At 47.0% G+C, this 24,728-nt stretch carries 18 protein-coding genes; 16 read left to right on the plus strand and 2 right to left on the minus strand.

The genetic code is table 11. The features are described from left to right. Positions 1-39 precede the first annotated feature (39 nt). Both sov and ruvA read right to left on the minus strand, forming a co-directional pair. Entirely contained in the window at positions 40-7,614 is a 7,575-nt protein-coding gene (sov, locus tag B5D48_RS00045) for a T9SS outer membrane translocon Sov/SprA (RefSeq protein WP_023937404.1), read from the minus strand. A gap of 17 nt (positions 7,615-7,631) precedes the next feature. Beyond that, positions 7,632-8,222: a Holliday junction branch migration protein RuvA gene (ruvA, locus tag B5D48_RS00050; RefSeq protein ID WP_023937403.1), complete on the minus strand. Its 591-nt coding sequence runs from the start codon at positions 8,220-8,222 to the stop codon at positions 7,632-7,634. A 1,024-nt stretch (positions 8,223-9,246) separates the two neighbouring features. Between ruvA and B5D48_RS00060 the strand changes: the two genes are divergently transcribed. From B5D48_RS00060 to B5D48_RS00135, 16 genes are all read left to right on the plus strand, one after another. After that, positions 9,247-9,543, plus strand: a complete 297-nt coding sequence (locus B5D48_RS00060) for a hypothetical protein (RefSeq protein ID WP_023937394.1) — start codon at positions 9,247-9,249, stop codon at positions 9,541-9,543. A gap of 135 nt (positions 9,544-9,678) precedes the next feature. Beyond that, entirely contained in the window at positions 9,679-10,236 is a 558-nt protein-coding gene (locus B5D48_RS00065; RefSeq protein ID WP_036887442.1) for a lysophospholipid acyltransferase family protein, read from the plus strand. Continuing rightward, positions 10,233-11,021 (plus strand): nitrilase-related carbon-nitrogen hydrolase, encoded by a 789-nt coding sequence (locus B5D48_RS00070; RefSeq protein WP_023937389.1) that lies wholly within the window; start codon positions 10,233-10,235, stop codon positions 11,019-11,021. The genes B5D48_RS00065 and B5D48_RS00070 overlap by 4 nt, the downstream gene beginning before the upstream one ends. 52 nt (positions 11,022-11,073) lie before the next feature. After that, complete coding sequence (gene pyrE, locus B5D48_RS00075; RefSeq protein WP_023937388.1) at positions 11,074-11,715, plus strand: orotate phosphoribosyltransferase; 642 nt, start codon at positions 11,074-11,076, stop codon at positions 11,713-11,715. Positions 11,716-11,750: 35 nt separating this feature from the next. Next, a complete protein-coding gene (locus B5D48_RS00080; protein WP_023937387.1) occupies positions 11,751-12,161 on the plus strand; it encodes an SRPBCC family protein in 411 nt (136 codons plus the stop codon). A 15-nt stretch (positions 12,162-12,176) separates the two neighbouring features. Continuing rightward, a complete protein-coding gene (locus B5D48_RS00085) occupies positions 12,177-12,638 on the plus strand; it encodes a Rieske (2Fe-2S) protein (RefSeq protein ID WP_023937386.1) in 462 nt (153 codons plus the stop codon). 73 nt (positions 12,639-12,711) lie between these two features. Next, positions 12,712-13,251, plus strand: a complete 540-nt coding sequence (locus B5D48_RS00090) for an O-acetyl-ADP-ribose deacetylase (protein WP_023937385.1) — start codon at positions 12,712-12,714, stop codon at positions 13,249-13,251. 225 nt (positions 13,252-13,476) lie between these two features. Next, positions 13,477-15,570: a putative porin gene (locus tag B5D48_RS00095; RefSeq protein ID WP_052512523.1), complete on the plus strand. Its 2,094-nt coding sequence runs from the start codon at positions 13,477-13,479 to the stop codon at positions 15,568-15,570. A 9-nt stretch (positions 15,571-15,579) separates the two neighbouring features. Continuing rightward, positions 15,580-16,413: a transglycosylase SLT domain-containing protein gene (locus B5D48_RS00100; RefSeq protein WP_023937381.1), complete on the plus strand. Its 834-nt coding sequence runs from the start codon at positions 15,580-15,582 to the stop codon at positions 16,411-16,413. Positions 16,414-16,465: 52 nt separating this feature from the next. Next, complete coding sequence (gene sppA, locus B5D48_RS00105; protein ID WP_052512522.1) at positions 16,466-18,241, plus strand: signal peptide peptidase SppA; 1,776 nt, start codon at positions 16,466-16,468, stop codon at positions 18,239-18,241. 15 nt (positions 18,242-18,256) lie between these two features. Continuing rightward, positions 18,257-19,378 (plus strand): tetraacyldisaccharide 4'-kinase, encoded by a 1,122-nt coding sequence (gene lpxK / locus B5D48_RS00110; protein ID WP_023937378.1) that lies wholly within the window; start codon positions 18,257-18,259, stop codon positions 19,376-19,378. Positions 19,379-19,385: 7 nt separating this feature from the next. Continuing rightward, a complete protein-coding gene (gene thiL / locus B5D48_RS00115; RefSeq protein WP_023937376.1) occupies positions 19,386-20,423 on the plus strand; it encodes a thiamine-phosphate kinase in 1,038 nt (345 codons plus the stop codon). Further along, entirely contained in the window at positions 20,420-21,052 is a 633-nt protein-coding gene (locus B5D48_RS00120) for an O-methyltransferase (RefSeq protein WP_023937374.1), read from the plus strand. Before thiL ends, B5D48_RS00120 begins: the two co-directional genes overlap by 4 nt. Positions 21,053-21,353: 301 nt before the next feature. Beyond that, a complete protein-coding gene (locus B5D48_RS00125) occupies positions 21,354-21,866 on the plus strand; it encodes a DUF4294 domain-containing protein (RefSeq protein ID WP_023939333.1) in 513 nt (170 codons plus the stop codon). 70 nt (positions 21,867-21,936) lie between these two features. Beyond that, complete coding sequence (locus tag B5D48_RS00130; protein WP_143742778.1) at positions 21,937-23,529, plus strand: right-handed parallel beta-helix repeat-containing protein; 1,593 nt, start codon at positions 21,937-21,939, stop codon at positions 23,527-23,529. A gap of 516 nt (positions 23,530-24,045) precedes the next feature. Beyond that, the gene (locus B5D48_RS00135; RefSeq protein ID WP_036889789.1) at positions 24,046-24,720 is read left to right on the plus strand and encodes a succinate dehydrogenase cytochrome b subunit; all 675 of its coding nucleotides are present in this window, start codon (positions 24,046-24,048) and stop codon (positions 24,718-24,720) included. Positions 24,721-24,728: the final 8 nt, after the last annotated feature.

Here is a 24,728-nt window from a genome sequence, read left to right on the forward strand (position 1 = left end):
CTGTTTCGCCTTTCCCCTCGCTCATGGATTGCATGATGCTTATTGTGTCAGGTTGAATCGTAGAGAGACTCCAAAATTGCTGTTTCGTATCGGGAAAGAGGCCGTACTCACCAACGGTCGATTTAGATCCCAGTCATAGAAAGCTCGGAATGTGAGCATTCTACTGATTTGGTAGTCTGCACTGATCTTAATTTTTACAGCGAGGTTTCCGGCTGTTGCCTGAGAGAATCGGTCTTGTATCTTGCGAATGAGGGTTGAGGAGTTGTTAATGCTAAACTCTGCTCTTGTGGTGAGAGCTCCTCCGCTTCGTTGAGGCATTTCTTTTGCCTTCTTTCCCTTGGGCTTACGTCGTAGACCTATTTTTTTTGCAAAGTCGTTTTCCTTATAACTCAAAGCGACAGAGGCCTCGTTGGTCGATGTCTCTATAATCTGGAAGGCGGACAGATTGAGCTTTATGTTCCTGCGCTTTCTCCATTCTGTAGCCACTCCAATGCCGTTGAGGAAGGTCATATCCACCCCGATGAGAGGATAGAAGCTCTCATCCAAAGTAACCCCAGGGATCTCATACGGAGCAGCCCCGATGAAATTGTTGTTTGTAGAGACAGACGGATCTCCTTTGATGAATTGATCTTGCACTGTTATTGCTTGTTGTGCCCTTGGCAAAAATCCCAAATTATCATCGGTATCGGAGGCTGGTACCCAAGAGAGGGAGGAGGTATAGCTGTCTACCCGATAGGTGGAGGTATAGGAATGCCTGATACTGAAGTTGCTGAATATCGCTCGGAATGCCGGGAGTTTGGATAAGCCATTGTAGGAGATATTCCAGTTCGGCATTATCGATGCAAGAGCTGGGAATGGGTTTAGCCCTATCTTGTCAGGGTTGCCTATCATGGTATAGGAGGAGAGGAAGGCCGGGATAAGTACTTCGGGGCTGTTTTGCCTGATGTCGAGTTGGTTTATATCTATTTCTTTCCCAGCCAAGCCTTTTTCTATGAAAGGAGACGAGTGTGGATAACGTCCGCCCTGATAGGACTGTCTGATTCGCTCGGTAATCCGTTCTCTTGCATTGAGGAAGTTATTGAAGTCGGGAGAGGAATAGCCATCACGGCCATCCGCAGAGAAAAAGAAGCCTTTTAGCCCGATTATCGTCATCACAAAGTTCCCGCCATAGGTCTGTGGAGATCCATTCAGAGTATAGCTTGTCTGTGTCTGTCTGGAGTCGGATCGTTTGGCTGATAGGGTAATCCGCAACTCTTTGATTGGCTCCAAAGTGAGTTTGGCATCGACGTTGTCCGATACCGTATAAGTTGCTGGATTCACATTCTGTTCGGATCTGAGCAGCCAGCCTTTTTCGTTTGCTTTGGATACGAAACTATTGTCTGTGAGGCCGAAAGCAAAGTCCAGACCGGGGGCCAGCCCCTCTGGCAAATGCCCTTGACCTCCTGCTGCCTGTATATTGGGGAGGAACCCAGGGAGATTGAGTCCGGAACTACGTTTGTAACTGAGAGAGAAGTCCCGTATGCCCATCAAGAAGTAACCTATCCGATCTCCCAATCCCTGAAGCAGTGGGTTTTCTTTGGGGAGAGGAGCTGTCATGCTGATTTCTATCTCTACGCTGTCCTTGTTGAGTATCTCTATCCTGTTCCGGTCGAGCTTTCTGCTGCGGATAGGGTAGGGTTTGCCGTCGACTTTTGCAGTGATTAGTGCCGGATAGTTCTTGAGCCCGTGCTCAATAATGGTCGTACTATCGGTTTTCAACTTCACTCGCTGTATTGTCGGAGGGGGGAGTTGAGACTTCTTTTTCTCCTTGCCGGCAGGTCTGTTTATTCTCTCTTCCACACCCTTGAAGTACGGAATTTTGCGCATGAGTTTTACCAAACTCAGGTTGATGCGTCCATCGAGACTCAACTGGTTGCGGATAATATTCCCTACTTCCAGACCCTGAGCAGCCCGTGCCCCCTTGTCCCAGTTGTACGTGGCATTGTAGTTGGCAGAGCCATCTATCCACTCCAAAGCCGGTATCTTGGTTGTCGGCAGGGTATACGAAGCTGTGGCCACCTGATCGTAGTGCAGGGGGGTCCCCAGCTGACGAAGAGACATCATTACGGAGTCTTGCCAGACTTTGTACTGGTCGGGGTTTAACTCTCTATTTACCTGAACGTGGGGCTCCTCTATGCGAGCATTGGTTCCGGAGCGGAAAGAGAGTCGCAAGGAGTTGGTCAGGTTCCAATTGACCGACAGAGAGCGATCCCATATAAAACTTTGCATGAAAGTCGCCGGAAGTTTTACGCCTTCCCCGATGCCGGGATTGAAGTTGCGTACCTGTTGCTCTTGGTAGTTACGCACCAGATTGGTTCGGAAATTTATCCTATTAGGAAGCAGATTGATGCCCCATTCGCTCAGTCCCTTTCCATCCCCTTGTGTCGGTTGCTTTTGCCTTAGATTTCGGCGAGGAAGGTTCCCTATTTCTGTATTTGCATTTTGTTTCTCCTTTCTTTTTTCTCCTTTTGAGAGGAAAGCAAAAGGTTTGAAAGGAGGCAGCAGCGGAGCATAGTCGTAGGTGATGCCTGCATTCCAATTGGTCGTCTTGTCGTACTCGATATCCGGTGTATGCTTGTCCACACCCGTAAAGGCGTAGTTGAAAGAGAAGTTGGCCGGATCGTACGGCATTGGATTTTTACTTTTGATATTGATCCTCATGTTGGCCAAAGACAAGCTCTTGGAGGTGTTCCTTGATATCGTAAGGCGTTCTATCGAATCTCTTTGGCTTTTGTTGGGTGCTGCATTTAATGCTTCTCGTAGCAGAACATCCTGATCAAGAGGATTGTACTGCGGGGTGATTACTTCGTCCGAGATCGTATAGTAGAGGGGTATCGACACATTTGCTTTGGGAGGGAGCAGTTTGCCCAGTTCTATATTGGCGGTCAGGTTGAGCTGTCGGTTGTCCTCCAAAGAGCGTTGAGATAGGCGTTGATCCAAGGCTCCAAATCCGGCGGACGTATATCGCCCTCGCACGTTGAGGTTACCGAGGTCGGATAGTTGCACATTGAGATTGCCTCCTGCAGCCCAACCTCCTTCTTCCTGATAGTCAGTGACTCTCAATTCGTTTACCCATATCTCCACACTTTTGATCTGGTTGGCTCCGTTACGAACCCCGATCATGATAGTTCGTACATTCGATAGGGAAGGATTTCCCAATACGCTGATAGTGGCACGGCTGTTGTCCGGGTCAGGGCGAGAGTAGAGCTTGTAGAAGCCCGACATGGAGTTTTCCGCATTTCTTCTCACCTTGAGGTTTGTGAGATTGCGTATGGAAACATCGAAATAGTTGGCATCCGGCCATACAGCGCGTCTGTCGGCATCGCTTTGCTGGCTGTAAACTCCCGAAGGTGTGATTTGCAAAGGCACCGCATATTCGTAGTAGTTATTGCGGTAGTCCGATCCCAGACGAATGAAAGCATATAGATCTCCTGTGGTGGTACCGGTGTCTTCCTCCAGAACCCTCTCAGCGTGGGTGAACATTTGGAGCCTGCTGTATCGCCTCAGATCATATTGCACATTCTTATATACCGCTCTGGCATCTCCCGGAGCCAAATGGTGTATTTTAAGGCTGAGCGATTGCTCATTTTGCTGTGTACTCTGGGCTTGTTGCGGATCCAAGGAGCGAAGAACTCCCGGCGGTAACACATAGTTGATCGGCTTGCGGTCTCCATTTTCCTCTATGTTTACTGCGCTGACTTCCATAGTTGCATCCGAAGTGGGAGCTGTGGAGGGGTCATGCAGCTCTTGGGTATAGCTACGCCAGTCTCCACGCACTAATTTGAGGGTGCCGAAGCGTAGTTTTGTCTCATCCTTGAATGAGGTCAGGTACATACGCATATAGCGAATTGTCTTGAAGTCGCTTATGCCACCGATTGAGTTTTGGTATTTGTGTACAGGGACTTTGAATTGGTACCAAGTTACCTCTCCCCACTGCCCGTTGCGAAGCTTAACCCTCGTATCCCTTTTGTCTACAATATGGTTGGAGCCAATCTGCATATCTTGAGGACGGAGCGAGATACGGTACTCGAAGTATTTCTCCGTCTCGTTCAGCGTATTGTCCTGGTTGATATCCTCTACGTCCGGCACAACGCGGCTGGCCACGCTAAATTCATCCCCTTCCCCGGCTTGTGCCGAGTTGCTTTCCGTGCCATTGTAGTACTTGTATCGCTCTATGATAGACAGACGTGAGGCATCGTAGTCCCGACCTCTATAGTGATGGAAGTTGTCCCCTGCTGGGTCGTTGAGAGGGCTTTGTGGATCCTCCTGCCACAAATTGAGAGTTTGAGCCGAGACAATCCCTTTGAGTTTGGCTATGTAGTCCGTGTAGGAGGAGAAGGCCAACTCCTCTTCCGTGCTGAGACCATTGAAGCCGACATCTTGCTTTTTGCGTGCTCCGGGGGTATTGTCGAAAGCATAACCTGTCCCTTGCCGTTTAGGCACTTTCCCCCAAACCGTTGTTTCGGTTGCATCGGGATCATCATTGATAGGCATCCCGTTTTCAAAGAACTTTTTCTCGTCTTTGAGCACTTCCTCCGATACTTCCCCCAGATTGATATACAGATCTCCCCCGCTTGCGGTGTTATCGTAGACAAAAGGATCCATGAGCCAAAACTCTATATACTCAATGTTAGAGGCTTCAAAGTCGCTTTGGTCTATCTTGCGCATGATCCCTCCCCACATCTTCTCCGGTCGGGTGAATAGTCCATCAGCCCCCATATCCACGGTGTTGAGGTTATACGGACCACGCTGACCGGGGTAGTAGGTCAGATTCAGGGTGTTGATGTAGCTCTGCTGGGCAATACTCTCTTCCCGGTAGGGAAAAAGTTCATTGGTCTCTATCTCGCGTACAAAGTGGTTGCTGAGTTGCTCCAAGTCGTTACGCAAATAAGAAGGAGTCAGAGAGCTATGCTCACGAGTAAAGAGAGGATCGATGTAATACCACGAGAGGAGTGCTCGCCTGTTGCCATATTCCAAGTCGTTGGTTTTGGCAGCCTCCGGAAAGAGAGGACTGGCTGTGTCTTGGAAAGGAGTGGAGCTTAGCATCCATGAATAGGGATTAAGCAGATCTATTGTGCTTTGTGAGCTTTCAAAGTCATCCAGATAGCTGTATCCTTTGGCATATCGACCTTCGTAATGCCCCGGTATCAGATGTGCAAATTCTGCATTAAGGCTGACTTCGGATGGCTTGGTGAGAGAGAGTAGGGGCAGGGCATCGAACATGTTGGTGAGCCATTGCGATTTGGTTCGGTAACTCATATTGATACCCCACAAGGTATTTTTCAGGGATTCCGATCCATAGGCCGTCTTCGTTGTCAGAGGCAATTCCGAAAGGTGCATGACGGTAGCACCGAGCGAAAAGTCCTTGCTGAAGTTGTAGTTCAAGTCCAATCCCAACATGGTCTTGCGTTGCATGTTGAAGAATCCCCTGTTTTCGAGAGATACATCTATGCGGCTGCCGGAAGCTAAGATACTCGGGTTGGTGATACGTACCGTACCGGACATATAGTCCACAGTGTAGTCTACGTTCTCGGTCAACAATACCCCCCCTGCCGTTACTCGTACAGAGCCGGGAGTGACATTCGTTGCTCCAAGAGAAATCTCACCGGAGGTTGAGGCTTGATACTCACCCCTGAGCAGGAATTTGTTCTTTTCGGCTACCTGCCTGGCTGCCACGGCTGTGGTATCATACAATTCCTGAAAGATGTATTTTTTCGCCAAGGCTTCTGACCCGAGGGCTTTGCCTAATGTTTTGCCGAAAGGCTGTACGGTGGGGAATATGATAAGTCCCTTTTGAGATAGCACGGTATAGCCCTCTACATAGTCAAAAGTTCCGTCAGGGTAGGGTTCTTGCCGTCTGTCCAGCCGGTCTGCACCCAGTACACCTAATAGCATTTTCCCTTTGATGGGGCCATCGTTGATAAAGGGTTGGGCGATGCCGGCCGAGTCGCTTTGGTAATATATGTCCAGCCGGAAGCGATCAGCCTGCACGTTGTACACATTCGGGCCAAGGGAATAGATGTTTTTCATCATCAAGTCCCAGTAAGGAGCCGAAGGAGTCTGATGTGTTCCTTTGAGTAGCTTGACGTAAAGGTTGTCATTCGATTGATCTGGCTTATCGGTAGAGAACTCTCCCACTTGATATACCTGCCCCCCGTAGGTGTATTCGAATGCTACCCCCAAGACTTCATCGGGAGAGAGTCTGGTGTTGAGAGACAAGTAACCTAAGTTGCTGTTCAGAGTGTAATCTTCGGATCTTAACCTGCGAGCACTCTCTATCTTTTCGTAGTCGCGCCCACTCTTGTACATAGCTCCGAGCAGTTGAGTGACTTTGTCTATTCGTCTGGCTCCCGGTATGGATAAGATTGTTTCGTATAGAGAGTTTGCCCTGTTGTCCGGCAGTCCGGCAGTAGATCCGGTGGGTGTTACGCCCGGGCTGCTGATGTGCTTTGTTTCTCCGAGATCTGAAAAGGCTACGATATTGCGTGCTTCGTCAAAAGCCCCTCGTTTGTTGGTTACCCAAACTTCTATTCTGTTGATTTTTACTCCGGAGCTGATAAAAGGCAGGGTGCTGAGTGCGTTGTCATATTCCTCCGAAAAGTAGTGTCCGAGGAAGAAGTGTCTGTTCTCATCGTAGGCATCTGCCGAAAGTTCAAAAGGCTGGGTCTGTGCTCCTCCTTGTGTAGATACATGTTTGGTCTCCGCCTCCTGCTGGCTGACCACAAGATCTACATCCAGCTTGCCGAACTGCATTTTGCTGTGTATGCCGAAGAGAGAAGATCCTCCTTGTATCAAAGAGTTACGGCTTGACATGGACACATCGCCAGCCTCTATCAATTTGATAATGTCGTCCTCTTCTCCTTCGTAGGACAGTTTGAGTTTCTTGGCATCGAAGTCGAAAGAAGACTCCGTGTTGTAGTTCATGTTGAAGTTCAGTTTGCTACCAACTGAGGCTTGCATACTGAGCTGTATCTTTTCGTTGAAGTCGAAAAATGTGTGGTTGCGAGCTCTCTCCGGAAGAGAGAGGTTTTCGGTAGCATTCGTTTTGACTCCTGCGAGTACTTCGGCCGATCCTTGTGTGCGTAGTCTGATCCCACCGGGGCCGAATACTTTTTCTGCAGGACCCAATTCAAAGTTCATCTCCAGTGGGTTGAAGCTCTTTTTGCCTTCGCTCTCTGCTGCGGCCCTGTCTTTATCAAGGAAATAGCTGTGTACCCCTCTCTGTTGCATATATCGCAAATACTCCGTTGGGGTATAGGGGATCGGGGTGCCGATTGTCTTGCCTCCAAGCGTTGTGGTGAGTAAGTACATGCCAGTAACGGGATTGTAGACAAAAGATGTCTGTATATTATCCGGTGTTTTCAGATCCATGGGGTATCGTTTTTGCAGGTAACGATAATCCCTGGCTCCCAAAGGCTGTACGGGGAAGCGTAGCGTGTCTGTCGCTACGGAAGATGCTGCTGCGTGGATGTGCTCACGCCCTTGAGCAAAGGTCAGCACCACCGCCACCAAGAGGAGGAGAGTTGGCAGGATATGCAGCGATCGATATGGATGTGTGCGGTTCGAGGGGCTCACCTTGGTATGTTGCTGTATCAGAGACGGCGCAAAGCCTGTTTGATGAGGTCTTCCACTTCTATTGTCGGGTCGGATTCGCAAATTTGCTTGATCACTTTGTGAATTGCCGCTTCCCCAAAGCCCAGTAGCTTGAGGGCTGAAGAAGCCTCGGACCGGACTGCTGTTCGATTGGCACTCACAGCCTTCCCACTCTCGGCTGGTATGGTGTCGAGATCTATTTTCCCTTTTAGGTCTACAATGATGCGCTGTGCCGTTTTGAGTCCGATCCCTTTTACCGATTTCAGAGTCTCCGCTTCTCCCATAGAGATTGCGGTCATTAGTTCGGAGGGAGCGAAGGAGGAGAGAATGATGCGAGCTGTGGACGGCCCCACTCCGGATACGGTGGTCAGTTTGCCGAATAGCTGTTGCTCCAATTTTGTGGCAAATCCATATAAAGTATAGGTGTCCTCCCGAATAATTTCGCTTACCCACAGTTTGACTTCGGTTTTATCCCTTATTGCACTGTAGGTTGTGAGTGAAATATTTAGTTCATAGCCGACACCCGTGCAGTCTATGATTGCTGCGGTGGGGCTAATGTCGGCCAATTGGCCATGGAGGTATGCTATCATATCTCAATGAAGTGTTCGTTTGTCAGAAGCTTACAGTCTGTCGATTCTTACAATTAGGAATAGAAACAGACAATCTACAAACGCAAAAGTACTCATTTTGTTGCCCCCTATTCTCTTTGTCGGTGCTGTTGCTCTCAATGCCAGAGTGTGCTCTCTTTTGTTCAGAGGTATTGAGATCATAAGTATGCTATGGAGTTTGTTGCTTTTGAACCCCTTGGTTATCTCACCCAAGTTAACCTTTCTAAGAGCTATTTGTTTTCAACCTGAGCGGGACAAGTTATATATCAAGATTAGGAGTACTTCTCATGCTACTCATGAGTGCTCCCATTGTTTTGGCACAAGGCCGAATTTCCATGGAAATAGAAAAAGAGATGTACGAGGGAAGTGAAAATCCATAGAGCCCCGGTAGAAAGTTCTCCCTCTGTCCGTATTACGAGAAGCATGTTTGCTTCGATCCCGAAGAACCCCCTGTTTCTTGTTGTTTAACCTGATATATTTTGTAAAAAATCACTTGTGCAGAAAACCGGAAAAATAGGAGAGAAAAAGTCTCCGAAAACGAGTGAATACAAACCCTTTTTTGTCTTTCGTAACCACCTCCTGGAATGCCGATGAATAGGGCGTTCTGGAGGGGTCGATTTTTTCTCCTGAGAGAAATTTTGCTAACACAGGAGAAAACGTTTGCTCTCACAGGAGAGAATTTTTGCTCTCTCCCGTGTTAGCAAAAAATGGCTCCTATCAGAGTCAAAAAAGAGAGGGAAAATTCAGGCTAAAATGCCCCCAATCAAGTCAGAAAAACATCTCAAAATGATAACATAAAAGATTGGATATAAACAAAAATACAAATATAGATTGGCGAAGAAAGAGAGGTGTCTCGGATAATCTTTTCGATACTTCGGGAGAGGGATTATTCTCTTCTCTTTAGATAGGGCAGTAGCTGTCGGAATTGCAGGTTTCTTCTGTATGGAAAAACGAAGAGGTATTTTCTTACCTTTGCCACATCAAGTCACACGAAAACAAAGTAACTATGGCAAACAAAAGACAACTGAAAAAATACATTCATTCAATAGCCAGAGATCTTTACTCCGATATTTCTATGGCAGGAGTAATGCTCCCAGTGGAGCGTGAACAAGAAGCTGAGGATCTGCTTGCACGGATTATCGTGTGGGATGATAAGTATATCCGCATGGTGAGCCATCCGGATGAGAAGCGTAACCCTGTCAAAGTGCGCAAATACTTCAACAACTTGATCGACTCAGCTGCAGAGGAGATTCAGCAAGTTCAGGCAGAGCTGGAGAAGATTTACGACAGCTTGAGCAACTGATATATACAGACCTGTAAAAGAGCAGGGGCCTCATTTTTTTGAGGTCTCCTGCTTTGTTGTGTCTTTGCTTTAGCTCGCTTTAGCTCTTTGGGAGTGGAGAGTGTTTTTGATTGGTTTTATTTTTAGTCTGTATCTATGAACAAGAAAAGCATTGCACGTAGTATCCTCCGTCGCTGGGGGTGGAAGATTATTGATCCGCCAAGTGAGCCACAAAAGAGTGTGATATGTGTGGCACCACATACGAGTAACTACGATTTCATACTCGGAAAGCTCTACTATTGGGCCATAGGTCGGAAAGCCGGTTTTTTGATGAAAAAAGAATGGTTTTTCTTTCCTCTTGGTCTGGTCTTTCGTTCCATGGGAGGGATTCCGATCAATCGTTCCAAACGGAGCTCTACTGTGGAGCAAATGCGTATTTTTTTCTCTGGAGAGGGACAGCGACACGTTGCTATTACTCCGGAGGGAACTCGTAAGGCCAACGATAGGTGGAAGACGGGTTTTTTGCGCATTGCGCAAGGAGCAGGGGTACCGGTGCAGTTGGCAGTTATAGACTATCGACGGAAAGAATTGGGAATTTTTGAGATCTATCAGCCCACGGGCGATATAGAAGCAGATCTCCTCTATATCAGTTCGCGCTATTCTGCCGAACAGGCTCGCAAACCGGAACAGTTTGCATCCAACTGCACGAAATGAAAACAAACGAATCCCAACTACACTTGGCTGTTGCCCAGTACCCGGTCGATGAGAGAAGCCCCGAATCCAATTTGCTCGTTGTAGAGGATTTGCTCAGATATACAGAGGCAGATTTACTTGTCTTACCGGAGTGTTCGCTTTCGGGCTTTTCCACTGATTTCTCTTCTGTGGAACGGGCTGCTGCTTTCCCAGCCATAGACCGTTTGGCGGAGCTTTCCGCGCGCTACGGTGTCGCGCTGGCCGGATCGGCTTTTGTGAGACAAGGCGAACGTTATGCCAACAGGGGATTTCTTCTTTCTCCGGATGGTCGGGTTTGTTATCAGGACAAACGCCACCTTTTTAGTATGGCTGGCGAGACAGAGCTTCTGAATCCTGCTTCGGAGCGGAACATTTTTGAGTTTCTCGGGTGGCGTATTTTGCTTACGGTCTGCTATGATATCCGTTTCCCTGTGTGGTGCCGGAATGTAAATAATGAGTATGACCTATTGATCAATGTTGCCAATTGGCCAGAACCTCGTATTTCGGCGTATAAAATTCTTCTTCAAGCTAGAGCTTTGGAGAATTTATCTTATGTTGTCGGGGCAAACAGAGTAGGCCGTGATGAGAGAGGAATTAACTATACGGGAGAGTCTTCTGTCGTGGATTTCAAAGGGAAACATCTTGTGCAGTTGCCACTCAACGAAGCTAATTTGTCTTTTGTGTACCTCAGTAAAGAGGCTTTGGTTACTTTTAGGCAGAAATTCCCGGCCTGGAAGGACCGAGATCTGTTTTCTCTAGAAATATAGAATGTAGGAAATATCAATCACTGACAAATAATAAAATCAACACGGATATATCATGGATCAAATAGCTCGATTGGTAGCCTCCAAATTGCTTGAAGTAGAGGCTGTACGTCTACAACCGGACAAACCTTTCCTCTGGGCCTCCGGCTGGCATTCTCCCATTTATTGCGATAATCGCAAAACGCTCTCTTACCCGGATGTGCGTAGCACGGTCAGGGATGAATTGGCTGCTGTGGTAACTCGTCTGTATCCACAGACCGAGTATATAGCAGGAGTAGCTACGGGAGCTATTGCGCAGGGAGCTTTGGTCGCAGACAAGTTGGGCCTCCCGTTTGTGTATGTACGCTCCAAGGCAAAAGATCATGGCATGGAGAATTTGATTGAGGGAGATCTTAAGCCCAATAGTCGAGTAGTAGTGGTAGAAGACTTGATCTCAACTGGAGGAAGCAGCCTGAAAGCTGTCGAAGCTCTGCGTGCAGCCGGAGCGGAAGTCCTCGGTATGGTTGCTATTTATACACATGGATTTGACGAGCCGGTACGCCGATTTGCGGAAGCCGAAGTGAAGCTGACAACACTCACTGACTACGACACTGTGATTGCTCAGGCTCTCGCAAGTGGTTACGTTGGTCAGGCTGATGTGGATATGCTTGCCCAGTGGAGGAAAGACCCTGCCAGCTGGAACCCTGCTGTCAAGTAAGCCTTTCTGAAAAATCTCCAAAACGCACAAAACCTATGACTGAATATACAAGCCAAATAAAACGCATTGAGAAGCCGGCCGAACAGGTATTCGGCAAGCTGTCGGATCTCTCTAATCTCAACTTCGTTAAGGATAAAATCCCGGACAAGTCAATCACATTGGAGCATGCTGATACAGATAGCTGTACACTCAAACTCAATCCGATGGGGGCACTGGAATTGCGAGTTGTGGAGCGCGAACCATATAAAACGATCAAGATGCAGACGGAACGCTCTCCTCTGCCATTCACCTTTTGGATCCAATTGGTAGAGAAAGAGCCTGACCACTGTTTCTTGCGCCTTACCCTCCATGCGGAGTTGAATATGTTTGTCAAGAAAATGATAGGCAAGAAACTCGAAGGAGGAATTGATCAATTGGCCAATATGCTTGCTGCGCTGCCGTATTGATTTAGGCGAGATATTGTGCTTCGCTCCATACTCCATACCTCTGCCTTGTCTCTGCTTTTGCTGTGGGGCTTGGTTTCTTGCTCTTCCCGGCAGGAGAGCTCTATCCCCTCTGTCCCTGTATATTATGAGTTGTATTTCAATTCGGTACAGGGCAGCCTTCTTTTTTCTCCAGGTTCGGCGTTGGAAGTACGTCGTCCGGAGACGATTGTGCAGAGCATTGGTGTTTCGGGTTTGCTCATAGTGCATTCGATAGTCGATGCTGGTGTATTTTATGCTTTCGACCTTTGTTGTCCGTATGAAGCGGAGCCGGAGATAAGTGTCTGCCTGACCGATGCACTTGAAGTGACTTGCCCCTATTGCCATTCGGTTTATTCCGTTTTGTATGGCAATGGAGCACCCGTGGCAGGGCCCTCTTCAGAGCCACTGAGACGTTATCGGGTAGAAGTTTTTCCGGATAGGCTTGTTGTGATCAATTGAGCTTACCTTTCTTGATCGACCTTTGGTGTAGAGACCGAGAATGGAGCAAAATAATTTATGAAAGGATGTACCGATGGGCATACCAAAGAAAGCCATACAAATCGTAGTTGGGGATATCACGAAGTTGAGTGTAGATGCCATTGTGAATGCTGCAAACACATCTTTGCTTGGAGGTGGAGGAGTGGATGGTGCCATTCACAGGGCTGCAGGGCGGGAGTTGCTTGAGGAATGCAGGGCACTCGGTGGTTGTGAAACCGGACACAGCAAAATGACTGGAGCATATAAGCTGCCTTGTCGGAGGATCATTCACACGGTTGGCCCTATTTGGTATGGAGGGGATGCCAACGAAGCTGAGCTCCTTGAGCAATGCTATACTTCTGCCTTGGATATTGCAAGAACCAATGACTTGCGAAGTATCGCATTTCCTTGCATTAGCACAGGAGTATATCGTTTCCCTAAAGCCCAAGCAGCACAAATTGCTCTAAAAGCAATATGCAGGTATCTCGTCAGTGGTGCATATGAGGGCAAAGTTGTTATCTGTTGTTTCTGTGAAGAAGACGCCTTGCTCTATAGGCAGCTCATGGAGAATATGCCCCTTGTGGGTAGAGGGTAGTTAGACTTATTCTCTTTTTCTCTTTGTCCACCGTATATGAGTGAGTACTGACAGAAGTGAGGACAATTAGGTTTTTCAAAATGCCTTGTGATTACCGTATTCCGCAAAATCCATCAAAAGACTGCTTTTGGGAGCCTGTACCATGGTTCTTTTCGCTGAAGCTCTCAGCGATTTCCTAATTTTGTAACCCTTGGGGGAAAAGAATCCCCAATTTGGATGTGAGTGATGAAGTGTAGATCGTCAAATTTGTTTTGTTTCTTCGGCTATTTGTTTGGAGGTTTGCTTTGGCTTTGCATCGGAGAATATCCGTGTGCTGCTCAAGGAACCTTTGATCCTTATGGGATCAAGGAAGTCAAAGCAGCCAGCGAAGAAGAACAAATACGTCGAGGTAATGGACTTAAAGCCTATGTGATAGATCCGAACACGGGAGATGCCATTCGAGAGAATATAGATACACTCACTATAGGCTTTTATCGCAGGCAGGTAGCTGAAGGGAGAACCTTAGCCATCGGTTATTTGGGTAATTTGCATTCTCCTTGGCACGCCAAGCTCTTTTTCGATCGCCCACGAGAGTTGTCTGGCTTCTTCTACAAGTCGGGTTTGGATCGCCTTATATTTTCTCCACAGACAGCCCTTTTCTACGATACACAATCTCCTTTTGCAGAGGTGCTCTATCATAGGCATGGAGAGAATAAGATACGTGAGAGTCAGCTCGGTATACACTTCGGTGCGAATTATACCCCTAAATTCAATTTGGGAGCAGATTTCGATTATACTTACTCTAACGGTTACTACAATAGCCAACCAACGAAAAACTTCAACTATCGTATTTTCAGTTCTTATCGGCACGACCGGTATGAAGCCTACTTCTCTGTTGCCAACGATTATTTCCATATAGGCGAAAATGGGGGGATTCTTGATGAGCGTTATATCACCAATCCTCAAGAGTTCAATTTGGGGCGTAGCCAAATACGTCCACGAGATATTCCTGTGCGCTTCGCAGGAAATATCCTTTTCAATCGTATCAGGCAAGGATCGGCTTTTCTTACGCATCGGTTCAATTTAGGGTACTACAAGAAGGCTGTCGAAGAGCCTAAAAAAAGTCTCACCACCTCTCCTCCCAAGCAGAGCCTCAAAACCAAGCCGGATGAACCTCCTGCAGACTCACTTGTCTTTGTCCCTGTAGGAAGTATCGTGCATTCTTTGCGATTTACAAAAGATCGCAGACGTTTTATCGGAAGCCCGGATTTTGATTGGGGTAAAGAATATTCCAACGCTTTTATACATCGAGAGAGAGAGGGCAGACGTTTTGTGGCCCCCAACGATACGACACAGATGTTTCAGATCGACAATACTCTGGCTCTGTCTCTTCGCGAAGGGTTTCGCCCTTGGGTTGCATTCGGGCTCACAGCCTATGCCCGGCTTGAGAATAGGGCTTACTATCTGATGGATTCTATTGCCGGCCAGCGTGTACACGAGAAAGGTTATGATGTGTACTTGGGAGGAGAGATCAACCGTATGAGTGGCAAAAGACTACATTTCAAAGGCAAGGCCGAGATAGTCCCGATAGGAGAAAATGCCGGCACTATCCGTATGGATGCTGCCATAAAGACCCGTTTCGATTTGTGGGGAAAAGAGTTGGGGCTGGATGCTTGGGGATATTTTGCTAATACCCGACCATCTTATTTGCTCAGGCATCACCATGGGACTTTCCATTGGTGGGATACAGATCTTTCTTTTATGCAGAGATTGGATCTCGGAGCTTCCGTGGGAAGCGAACTTCTTGGGCTCAAGTTGGAAGCTCGTACAGCTACTTTGCAGAATTATCTCTATTTCGGAGCAGATGCCATTCCTGTTCAGAAGAAAGATCCTATACAAGTTTTGGAGATGAGGGCGAAGCATTGGCACCGCTTGGGTGCACTTTGTTGGGAGTTGGAGGGTGTCTACCAGCAAGCATCTGATGACAAAGCAATCCCGCTACCTCGTATAGCAGCCTATGCCCACGTGTATCTGGACTTCTATATTGCTGGGGTAATGCGTACACAGCTGGGAGTCGATGCTCGTTACCATACGGCTTATAAGGTGCCGTACTACGAACCTGCCACCATGCAGTTTATAAATCAGGATAAGCTGAATATAGGCGGAGGATTACCTCTCTTTTCCGCTTATGTCAATGCCCACCTCAAGCGTACACGTTTCTTTTTACAGATGTACAATGTGGGTGAACTGGTATTTACTCCCAATCGAATGTCTTTGCCAGGCTATCCTATCACGCCGGATAGTTTTCGTGTAGGTTTGTCCGTCGATTTTAATAATTAGTTCACGTCCATGAAGCGGAGATATCGTGGCAAGCCTCTTTCTTTTATCCTCTATTTGGGGCTTTTGCTCGCAGTTTTGCTGTGTATGTTCTTTATCGGACATCGGATAAAGTCTGTCAAGGAATCTGTCGAGTCAGATTGCATCGAGCGAGACTACGAGCAGATAGCGGAGCGTGGTGAACTGAATATCTTGACTGCTTACGATGGACTGAACTATTCTATCGAGGGCGACAGTACAGTCGGGGCTGTCTATCGAGTTGCTCGTGAGTTGAGGCAAATCTCTGGCTGGCAGGTGAATGTGCTTCTGGCTGGTAGTTGGGCGGAGAGTTTGGCCGACTTGTGCAGCGGTCGAGTAGATGTGATAGCAATGCCTGTGGCGCAGACCACACAAATAGATAGCACACGGTATCGCTACTTAGAGCCTATACACCATGGCCTTCTGTATCTTGTGAAACGAAAAGACCGCAGTGCATCCGATCGTCTGGGACAGGGAATAGACTCTGTAGTGCTCCCTCGAGCTTCGTCCGTAGGCATTGTATTGCGTCACTTGTCTGAGGAAACGGGGAATAATTTTCGCATTGTGGAGGACCCCGTCTATGGATCTGAGCAACTCGCTATCCGGGTAGCAGAGGGGAATATTGCAGCCACCATTTGTTCGGACTGGGAAGTTTCTCGACTCATCCGTTTGTTGCCGGAGATCGATTGTAGTGTACCCATATCTGTGGGATTGAGGCAGGGGTGGGTGTTGAGGCACTCCTCTATCTGTTTGGCAGACAGTCTCAACTCTTGGCTGATGAGGATCCTGACCGAAAGAAAAAGAAAAGAAGATAATTTCAATAATTAGTTATATTTGCCTGATAAGTAGGTTAATGACATAGCTAACCCAGCATTAGACAATGAAAGATTTTTTCAAAATGTTTTTCGCCTCCATTCTTGGAGTGCTTACAGCCGGAATTATTCTGGGCTGCCTGTCTTTGTTTATCCTTTTTGGTCTGATAGCAAGTATCAGTATCAGTACTCCGCAAGAGTCGGCTCTGACGGAAAATTCTGTACTCAAGATTGATTTGAGTTCATTGCCCGAAATTGTGATGACTAATAATTTGCTCAGCTTCTCTTCACAGAATGTCTCTGTATCTCTCACAGACGCAGTCTCTGCCATTAAGAAGGCCAAGGAGAATGATAAGATCAAGGGGATATACATCAATACGGAAGGTATTGGTTCAGGCTTGGCTTCGATAGGGGTTTTGCGTCAGGCCATCGAAGACTTTAAGGAGAGTGGCAAATTTGTGGTAGCCTATGCTGATGCTTATTCTCAAAAAGGCTACTATTTGGCATCTGTTGCCGATAAGATTTATTTACATCCACAGGGTTCGTTGGAGCTTAATGGTATTGCTTCACAAACGATGTTCTACAAAGATGCTTTGCAAAAACTCGGTGTAGAAATGATGATATTCAAGGTTGGGACCTACAAAGGAGCTGTCGAGCCTTTCATGCTCAGCAAGTTGAGCGAACCCAACCGCAGACAAATAGAGGAGTATGCCAATGGCCTTTGGAGCCACATCAAAAATACTGTGGCTGGAGCTCGTGGTATTACTCCGGATGAGGTGCAACGCTATGCCGATTCCGGCTACAGCTTTTCCAAAGCCAATATGGCCGAGCAAGAGAAGTTGGTCGATTCTTTGGCTCACAGACAGGACGTGGAGGATGCCTTACGTGCTCGCATCGGGAAGAAATTGGATGAGGAGATCAATTTTGTAAGTCTCTCTCGTATGAGCCGTGAGAAAGCTAAGAGCCATGGCAAGTCAAGCGACTTGGTCAAGGTGATATATGCCGAGGGCGAGATAGCCGATACCAGCGGGGCAGAACCTATCAGTATGGAAAACAATATCAACCAATCATTAGCTCGCCAGCTTCGTAAAGCTGCTCAGGATGATAAGGTGAAAGCCGTTGTTCTCCGTGTCAATTCTCCCGGAGGGAGTGCTTTTGTTTCGGATGTAATATGGAAGCAAGTGGTCGAGCTGAAGAAGAAAAAACCTATTGTTGTTTCCATGGGGGACTTGGCTGCTTCGGGTGGATATTATATATCCTGTGCGGCGGACTATATTTTCGCCGAGCCGATGACACTCACCGGCTCGATCGGAATTTTCGGTATGTTCCCCAATTTCAGAGGTATTGCAGAAAAGGTAGGTATCACCACCGATGTAGTCAAGACAGCTAAGTATGCTGATATGGGAATGCTTTTCGAGCCGATGACGGATGACGAAAAAGCTTTGATTCAGGCCCATGTGGAGCAGGGATATGACACGTTCATATCCAGAGTGGCCGAAGGGCGAAAGATGAGTAAGTCTGCCGTGGACAGCGTAGGGCAAGGGCGCGTTTGGCTGGGAGAGCGAGCTTTGGAACTCGGTTTAGTGGATGAGTTGGGAGGCTTGCAACAAGCTATCGACAAGGCCGCTGCTTTGGCTAAGGTGGATGACTTCGGGATTGATTATAGCAGGACAAAGATTGACTTCTTGGATCTATTGTTCAGTGACACTGGCACGGCTATTCGCCAGGCTGTATTGCGCTACACCATCTCTGCTCAAGAATTGGAATTACTCAGACAGTTACGTACCACTACCCAACAGACAGGTTATCGGGCGGCTTTGCCGATAGGCTTCCGGCCCTACTAACAGACAGAGAAATATATGCTGCAACCTGCTATAGAAACGATGTTTCTCAAACCTCTATCCGTAGTTTATGGCTGGGGGGTCAGGTTGCGCAATGTCCTTTTTGATCGGGGCGTACTCAAGCAAGAGCAATATCCTATCCCTGTTATCTGTATTGGTAATATTCGGATTGGTGGCACTGGCAAAACTCCTATGGTGGAATATTTGCTGGGGATGCTTATTCGGGAAGGATACCGGCCAGCCGTGGTGAGTCGTGGCTACAAGCGCTCCTCATCTGGCTTGCAGATTGTGCACGTCAGTTCTTCGGCATTGGAGGTAGGTGATGAACCAAGGCAGATCAAACAAAAATACCCATCTACTACTGTTGTGGTAGATGCCAATCGGAGGCGGGCTATTACTCGCCTCCTGGAATTGGATGAATCGGAGCGGCCGAATGTAGTGTTGCTCGACGATGGCTTTCAGCATCGCTACGTGTTACCCTCCCTCTCTATCTTGCTCACAGATCATGATCATCCTCTTTGTCATGATGATTTACTGCCTTTGGGGCGTTTGCGAGAGAACTGTGATGCCAGACATCGTGCAGATGTCGTTGTTGTCACTCGTTGTCCGGCACATATGCAACCGATTGACTATAGTATTATTGAGCGGAACTTAGCCCTGTATCCACACCAGAAATTGCTTTTCTCCTCGGTGGGCTATTCCACTCCGATTCGGGTTTTCCCAACAACCCCCTCCATACAAAAACTCACGCACATGAGCGGCAGGGCTTTGGCCATTGCGGGAATTGCCAATCCAACGAAGTTTTTCCGTGAGATAAAGCATAAAATACCGCAGGTTGAGACTTTGTCTTTCTCCGATCATCATCGGTTCGGACCCAAAGATGCCGATCTTATGAATAGGACTTTTGGCTCAGTGTTGGGGAGCACTCCTTCTTCTCAATATCCAATTGCTATTTGTACGGAAAAGGATGCGCAGAGACTGTCTGATATACGACATCTGCTTAGCCCTGCTCTTGTTTCCAATTTGTACTATTTGCCTATACATACTGTTTTTCGCGAATATGCCACAATTTCGATGGATCAGATTGTGCTGAATCATATCCGAGATTTTTACCGAAAACCTACAAGTCCCTATATTTAACCATACAATGACTGACATAGCTACACTCGGTGAGTTCGGTCTTATTGATCGACTTATTCAGGATATTGAGCTTATGCAGCCGAGTAGCATTCTCGGTTGTGGAGATGATGCGGCCGTGGTGTCTTACCCACAGGGGATGCAAACGGTTGTGACAACAGACCTTCTGCTGGAGGGAGTGCATTTCGATCTTACCTATACTCCACTTAAGCACCTTGGATACAAGGCGGCAGTGGTCAATTTCTCCGATGTTGTAGCCATGAATGCCAAGCCAAGGCAAATCATTGTAGCGATAGGTCTGTCCTCTCGTTTTGGGGTTGAGCAGGTGGAGGAGTTGTATTCCGGTATTCGCACTGCCTGTGCTGCTTATGGCGTTGATCTCGTGGGGGGGGATACAACGGCTTCTCTCAATGGTCTCACGATTTCTATTACTTGCATTGGTGAATTAGAACCGGATCGTATTTCCAAACGTAGTGGTGCCAAACCTACTGATCTGATATGCGTAAGCGGAAACCTTGGTGCTGCTTATATGGGTCTGCAGCTATTGGAGCGAGAGAAGACCGTATTCGAAGGGATGGAGAGAAGCGAAGATTTCCAGCCGGCATTCGAAGGGAAGGAGTATCTGATAGAACGCCAGCTCAAGCCAGAGGCCCGCATTGACATCATAGAGATGCTAAGGAGAGAGCAAATACTTCCAACTTCGATGATTGATATTTCCGATGGGCTATCCAGTGAACTTTTGCATATAGCACACAGCAGTCAAGTAGGTGTCCGTATCTATGAGGATAGGATTCCCATAGACTACCAGACGGCACTAATGGCCGAAGAATTTAACCTCAATGTGGTGACAGCTGCTCTCAATGGAGGAGAAGACTATGAGTTGCTATTCACCGCTCCGCTTGCTTTGGCCGACAAGCTCCAGAACCTACAAGATATTCACCTGATCGGTCATGTCACAGAAGCCTCTCTTGGTTGTGCTTTGGTGACACGAGATCAAAAGGAAATTACTTTGCAGGCCCAAGGCTGGCAGGCTTACCCACAGCGATGAATATTGATGAATATATTCGTCTGCATACTTCGCCACAGGGACAACTCTTGGATTCGCTGGAGCGTAGGGCTCATGTAGAGTTGATGCGCCCTCGGATGATCTCTGGCCATGTACAAGGGCGCTTGCTCAAGATAATAGCTTCCATTGTCCGTCCTCGTTATGTTTTGGAGATTGGTACTTATACCGGTTATGCTGCTATTTGTTTGGCCGAATCCTTAACTCCTGAAGCTGAGTTGCATACGATAGAGTCGGATGATGAGATGCTGGATTTTATTCATCGTTTTGTTTCCCAATCTCCCCAGGCGAGTCAAATACATATTCATCATGGCGATGCTTTGGATTTGATCCCTGTTCTCGTCGAATGCTATCCTTTCGATCTAGTCTATATCGATGCCAATAAGCGTGAATATATTCGTTATTATGACCTTTTGATTGACAGGCTCCCTGTTGGGGCTTTGATCTTGGCTGACAATACCCTTTGGGATGGCAAAGTGGCGCAGGAGCCAATGCCTCAAGATGCTCAAACAAAGGGGATTGACCAATTCAATAAATATATTGCTTCCGATCCTCGTGTAGAACAGGTAATCTTACCCTTGCGTGATGGCCTCTCTCTGATCTACAAGTTATGAGTCTTTGTAAAGAGGAGGCTTGTTTATAGGTTGAAGAGATTTTTCTACAGATCTCAACATTGAACCTATGTTTTGGAGAAACCTTGTCATACGACAATCTTGAGAGAACCTTTGGTGTTCTCTTCTGTGTTATATTTGTACAGTCGGCAATAGGCTTGTCGGCACGCTAAGTATGGAGCCTATGAAGAATCAAAGTTGTTTGAAATGTCTCGTTTTTGCCCTGCCCTTATTTTTGTTTTTACAGACAAACCAACTTCTTGCGCAGGGCCACTTCGAGCGTCCGATCAGCAGAGATTCGATAATGATGATGATAGTCGAGGGTTCGGATACTCTATTCATGACGGCTCTCCCCAATTTGATTGTGACAGAGCACAAGTACAAACCTCTCACCCCAGCTGAGCGCAATGAACTTTGGCGCAGAATACGTGATGTGCGCAAGACATTGCCATATGCCAAAGACATTGCAAGTCAACTGATCGAGACGTATGAATATATGGAGACGTTGCCAACTGAAAAAGTAAGGCAGAAGCACCTGAAAAGGGTTGAGGATGATTTGATGAAGAGATACAAACCCAAAATGAAACAACTGACTCTAAGGCAGGGGAAACTTTTGATAAAACTTGTTTCACGCCAATGTAACCAATCTAGCTACAATATCGTACGCTCCTTTTTTGGTGGTTGGAAAGCCATGTGGTGGAATGTTTTTGCCGGATTTTTCGGTGCCAGCCTCAAGACGGAATATGATCCGGTACACAATGCTGACGATGCTGTTACCGAGCGTATAGTTCAATTGATAGAGCTTGGCAGATTGTGACCTTTTTGAGTTCGATTTGGACAGCTTTTTCGGAATAGAAGTTGTCGTACTCCCCAATGATTTTATAAGAATGAATAGAATACAAATTTGCTACTCCAAGAGCTTAGGTCACTTTTTTCGTTTTTGTTTTGGTCAGATATCGGTCTGGGCCATTCTTTTGTTTAGTCTGATTGGCCCGATTTCCTGCCGGGATGACTTTGAGCGTATCAGTCATTCTGCTCAAGATCAGCCTTCTTTCTCGGCTGATACGGTGTTACTTGATACGCTTTTTAGTCGATTGAGCTCAGCTACTCATGAGTTGAAGATCTACAACAGAAATAAGAGTAGTATCCGTTTAGATCGGATTGCTTTGGAGTCGGGTAATAGAGGATATCGAATCAATGTAGATGGGCGCAGCGGAGATAGCTTTCCTTCCATGATCATTCTTCCGGGTGATAGTATGTACGTCTTTGTAGAAGCGACTTTTCCGGAAGGGGAGGACGATCTTCCGGGAGAGATTACCGACAAACTGCTGGTCGAATGTCGAGGAGTACAATCTTCCGTCCTCCTCAGAGGGTTTCGCTTGAATGCTGATCGGGTGGGAGCCTTAATCATAGAGCGAGACACTACACTTTCTCTGAAGGGACCTCTGCTCGTGCGAGATAGTATTGTGGTGGCTTCTCAAGCTACACTTACCATACAAGGAGGGGGGCGGCTGTGCTTCTATCCTAAGGCTTACATGGGTATTCATGGGAGATTGATTGCTGAGGGACAACGAACAACTCCCATTCGTATGGAAGGAGAGAGGCAGGATCGATTGCTTGAAGATTTACCTTATCCATTAGTGCCTGGTCAGTGGGGTGGAGTATATTTTGGTAAGAGCAGCCATGGAAATCGAATGACCTATTGTGAGTTGCGCAATGCTGTCAATGGTATTGTGTTCGATGGAGTACGAAGCCCGGAAGAGATGATACTGACAATGGAGAACAGTCTTGTCTCTAATATAAAAGGTTATGGCTTGGTGGCCGAAGGAGGGCGACTGGAGTTGTCTAATAGTGAGATTTCCAACACGCTCAATACCTCGCTCTTGCTGAATGGTTCTTCTTGTTTGATTCGTTCGTGCAGTTTTGTCAACTTCTATCCTTGGGACAATCGAGGAGGGCCGACCATATTGTACACAGATGTGATCAGCCATGATGAGGCCGGAAATCCGATAGAGAAACCTTTACCAACGCCTGGTAGCAGCTTTGAGATGATTAGCTCCGTGGTGGATGGCTCTCGAGCCACTCGAGTTTCGCCCGGCTCCATTCCTAACGATAATATGGGAGAACTCATCTTGCGTTTGGTCGACTCTACGGCCTTGGGGCAAAGCATTCACATAAGTCATAGCTTTTTGCGTATCCCAGAGGCTTATCATGTCAATTCAGCAATGAAAGATTGTTTATTGCCGAAGGATGATAAGCCAGCTGACCTCAAGAAAGACCGCTATTATTTGAGCCTTGGGTACGACAATAAGCCCGTTCCTGAACGGAATTTCCGTTATGATTTTCGACCTCTCCCGACAGCCCCATTTGTAGGCAAAGGGATGTTTCTTGACACTTGGCCAGTGGATAGAACCGGGGTAGCGCGGAGTGGAAGCCCCACGGCAGGTTGCTATGAGCCGGTGCAGTCTGCAGAGAAGTGAGACTTTTGCACCCTTTTGATTAAAAACTTTACTTACTGACCTTTCAAGAGGTGTTTTGAAGAACCCATAAGCAAAGGGTTATCGTGAGTTGTACTTATGATGTAAGTGCACTCTCGAAATCTTACGTAAGAGGCTTCAAAATCTTACATCACTTTTCGGGGGTAGTTGCGAAACTTCCTTTCAAAGAGATTTTCGAGCCATTACGAGAAGCATTGCAAATCCTTCTGTAAAAACAAGCAAACTACATCTGGAAAAATCTCACTTCGGAATGTCTCTCAGAGTCTTCGTTTTGGGGCTATTGAGCTATTGTTGTTGTTACCGCAGTATGCATCCCCTCTTTTGGGTATTTTGGGCTTGAGGATTATACCTATTTAGCCTATCTTTGTGAGGTGGATTGTGCAGGCTTCTCAGGTTGTTTTGGAGAAATATCCAAGACAGAGAAGAGGCGCATGTATAACAGGGAATGGTGTGAATCATATAAACGACGAAAACATAAAATCAAAAATTAATTCATCTATGTGGTTATTAAAGTCTTCGATAGGGCGAAAGCTGGTGATGAGTATTTCCGGGCTTTTCCTTATCACATTCCTCACGCTGCACGGAGCTATTAACTTTGTGTCAGTCTTCTCCGAAGAGGCATACAATGCAGCTTGCGATTTCATGGGGACTAACCCCGCAGTACAGGTAATGGTGCCAGTGCTGGCTTTGGGGTTCGTGATTCACATCATTTATGCTTGTGTACTGACACTACAGAATCGTCGAGCTCGTGGAAACGATCGCTATGGGACAAGTTCCAAGACTCCTGTACCCTGGAATGCCAAGAACATGTTTGTTCTTGGTGTCATCATTTTGGGCGTGCTTGTCTTTCACCTCACACATTTTTGGCAGCATATGCAATTGCAGGAATGGCGAGGAATGCATTCGGCACGCGGATATGAATTGGTCAAAGAGACTTTTTCCAATCCGTGGATTGTAGCTTGCTATTTGATCTGGTTTGCAGCTGTATGGTACCACCTTACTCATGGATTTTGGTCTGCTTTCCAGACAATCGGTTGGAACAATCGTATCTGGTATAAACGACTGAAAACCATCGGTATCATCATAGCAACTCTCATTATGCTTACCTACTTCGTCACAGCTATCTACTTTTTGATACTAAACTGCTGTGCTGGTGGCAGCTGTGCCTTCTAAATTAAATC

Origin of the sequence: Porphyromonas crevioricanis, assembly GCF_900167225.1 — a bacterium.
GTDB classification, from domain to species: domain Bacteria; phylum Bacteroidota; class Bacteroidia; order Bacteroidales; family Porphyromonadaceae; genus Porphyromonas; species Porphyromonas crevioricanis.

Coding starts and splice junctions, on each gene's coding strand:
- pyrE (WP_023937388.1), top strand. CDS start 11,074: ATGGATCAAATAGCTCGATTGGTAGCCTCCAAATTGCTTGAAGTAGAG.
- B5D48_RS00070 (WP_023937389.1), top strand. CDS start 10,233: ATGAAAACAAACGAATCCCAACTACACTTGGCTGTTGCCCAGTACCCG.
- B5D48_RS00100 (WP_023937381.1), top strand. CDS start 15,580: ATGAAGCGGAGATATCGTGGCAAGCCTCTTTCTTTTATCCTCTATTTG.
- B5D48_RS00065 (WP_036887442.1), top strand. CDS start 9,679: ATGAACAAGAAAAGCATTGCACGTAGTATCCTCCGTCGCTGGGGGTGG.
- B5D48_RS00135 (WP_036889789.1), top strand. CDS start 24,046: ATGTGGTTATTAAAGTCTTCGATAGGGCGAAAGCTGGTGATGAGTATT.
- B5D48_RS00080 (WP_023937387.1), top strand. CDS start 11,751: ATGACTGAATATACAAGCCAAATAAAACGCATTGAGAAGCCGGCCGAA.
- sppA (WP_052512522.1), top strand. CDS start 16,466: ATGAAAGATTTTTTCAAAATGTTTTTCGCCTCCATTCTTGGAGTGCTT.
- B5D48_RS00095 (WP_052512523.1), top strand. CDS start 13,477: ATGAAGTGTAGATCGTCAAATTTGTTTTGTTTCTTCGGCTATTTGTTT.
- ruvA (WP_023937403.1), bottom strand. CDS start 8,222: ATGATAGCATACCTCCATGGCCAATTGGCCGACATTAGCCCCACCGCA.
- B5D48_RS00120 (WP_023937374.1), top strand. CDS start 20,420: ATGAATATTGATGAATATATTCGTCTGCATACTTCGCCACAGGGACAA.
- thiL (WP_023937376.1), top strand. CDS start 19,386: ATGACTGACATAGCTACACTCGGTGAGTTCGGTCTTATTGATCGACTT.
- B5D48_RS00060 (WP_023937394.1), top strand. CDS start 9,247: ATGGCAAACAAAAGACAACTGAAAAAATACATTCATTCAATAGCCAGA.
- B5D48_RS00125 (WP_023939333.1), top strand. CDS start 21,354: ATGATGATGATAGTCGAGGGTTCGGATACTCTATTCATGACGGCTCTC.
- B5D48_RS00130 (WP_143742778.1), top strand. CDS start 21,937: ATGAATAGAATACAAATTTGCTACTCCAAGAGCTTAGGTCACTTTTTT.
- B5D48_RS00090 (WP_023937385.1), top strand. CDS start 12,712: ATGGGCATACCAAAGAAAGCCATACAAATCGTAGTTGGGGATATCACG.
- lpxK (WP_023937378.1), top strand. CDS start 18,257: ATGCTGCAACCTGCTATAGAAACGATGTTTCTCAAACCTCTATCCGTA.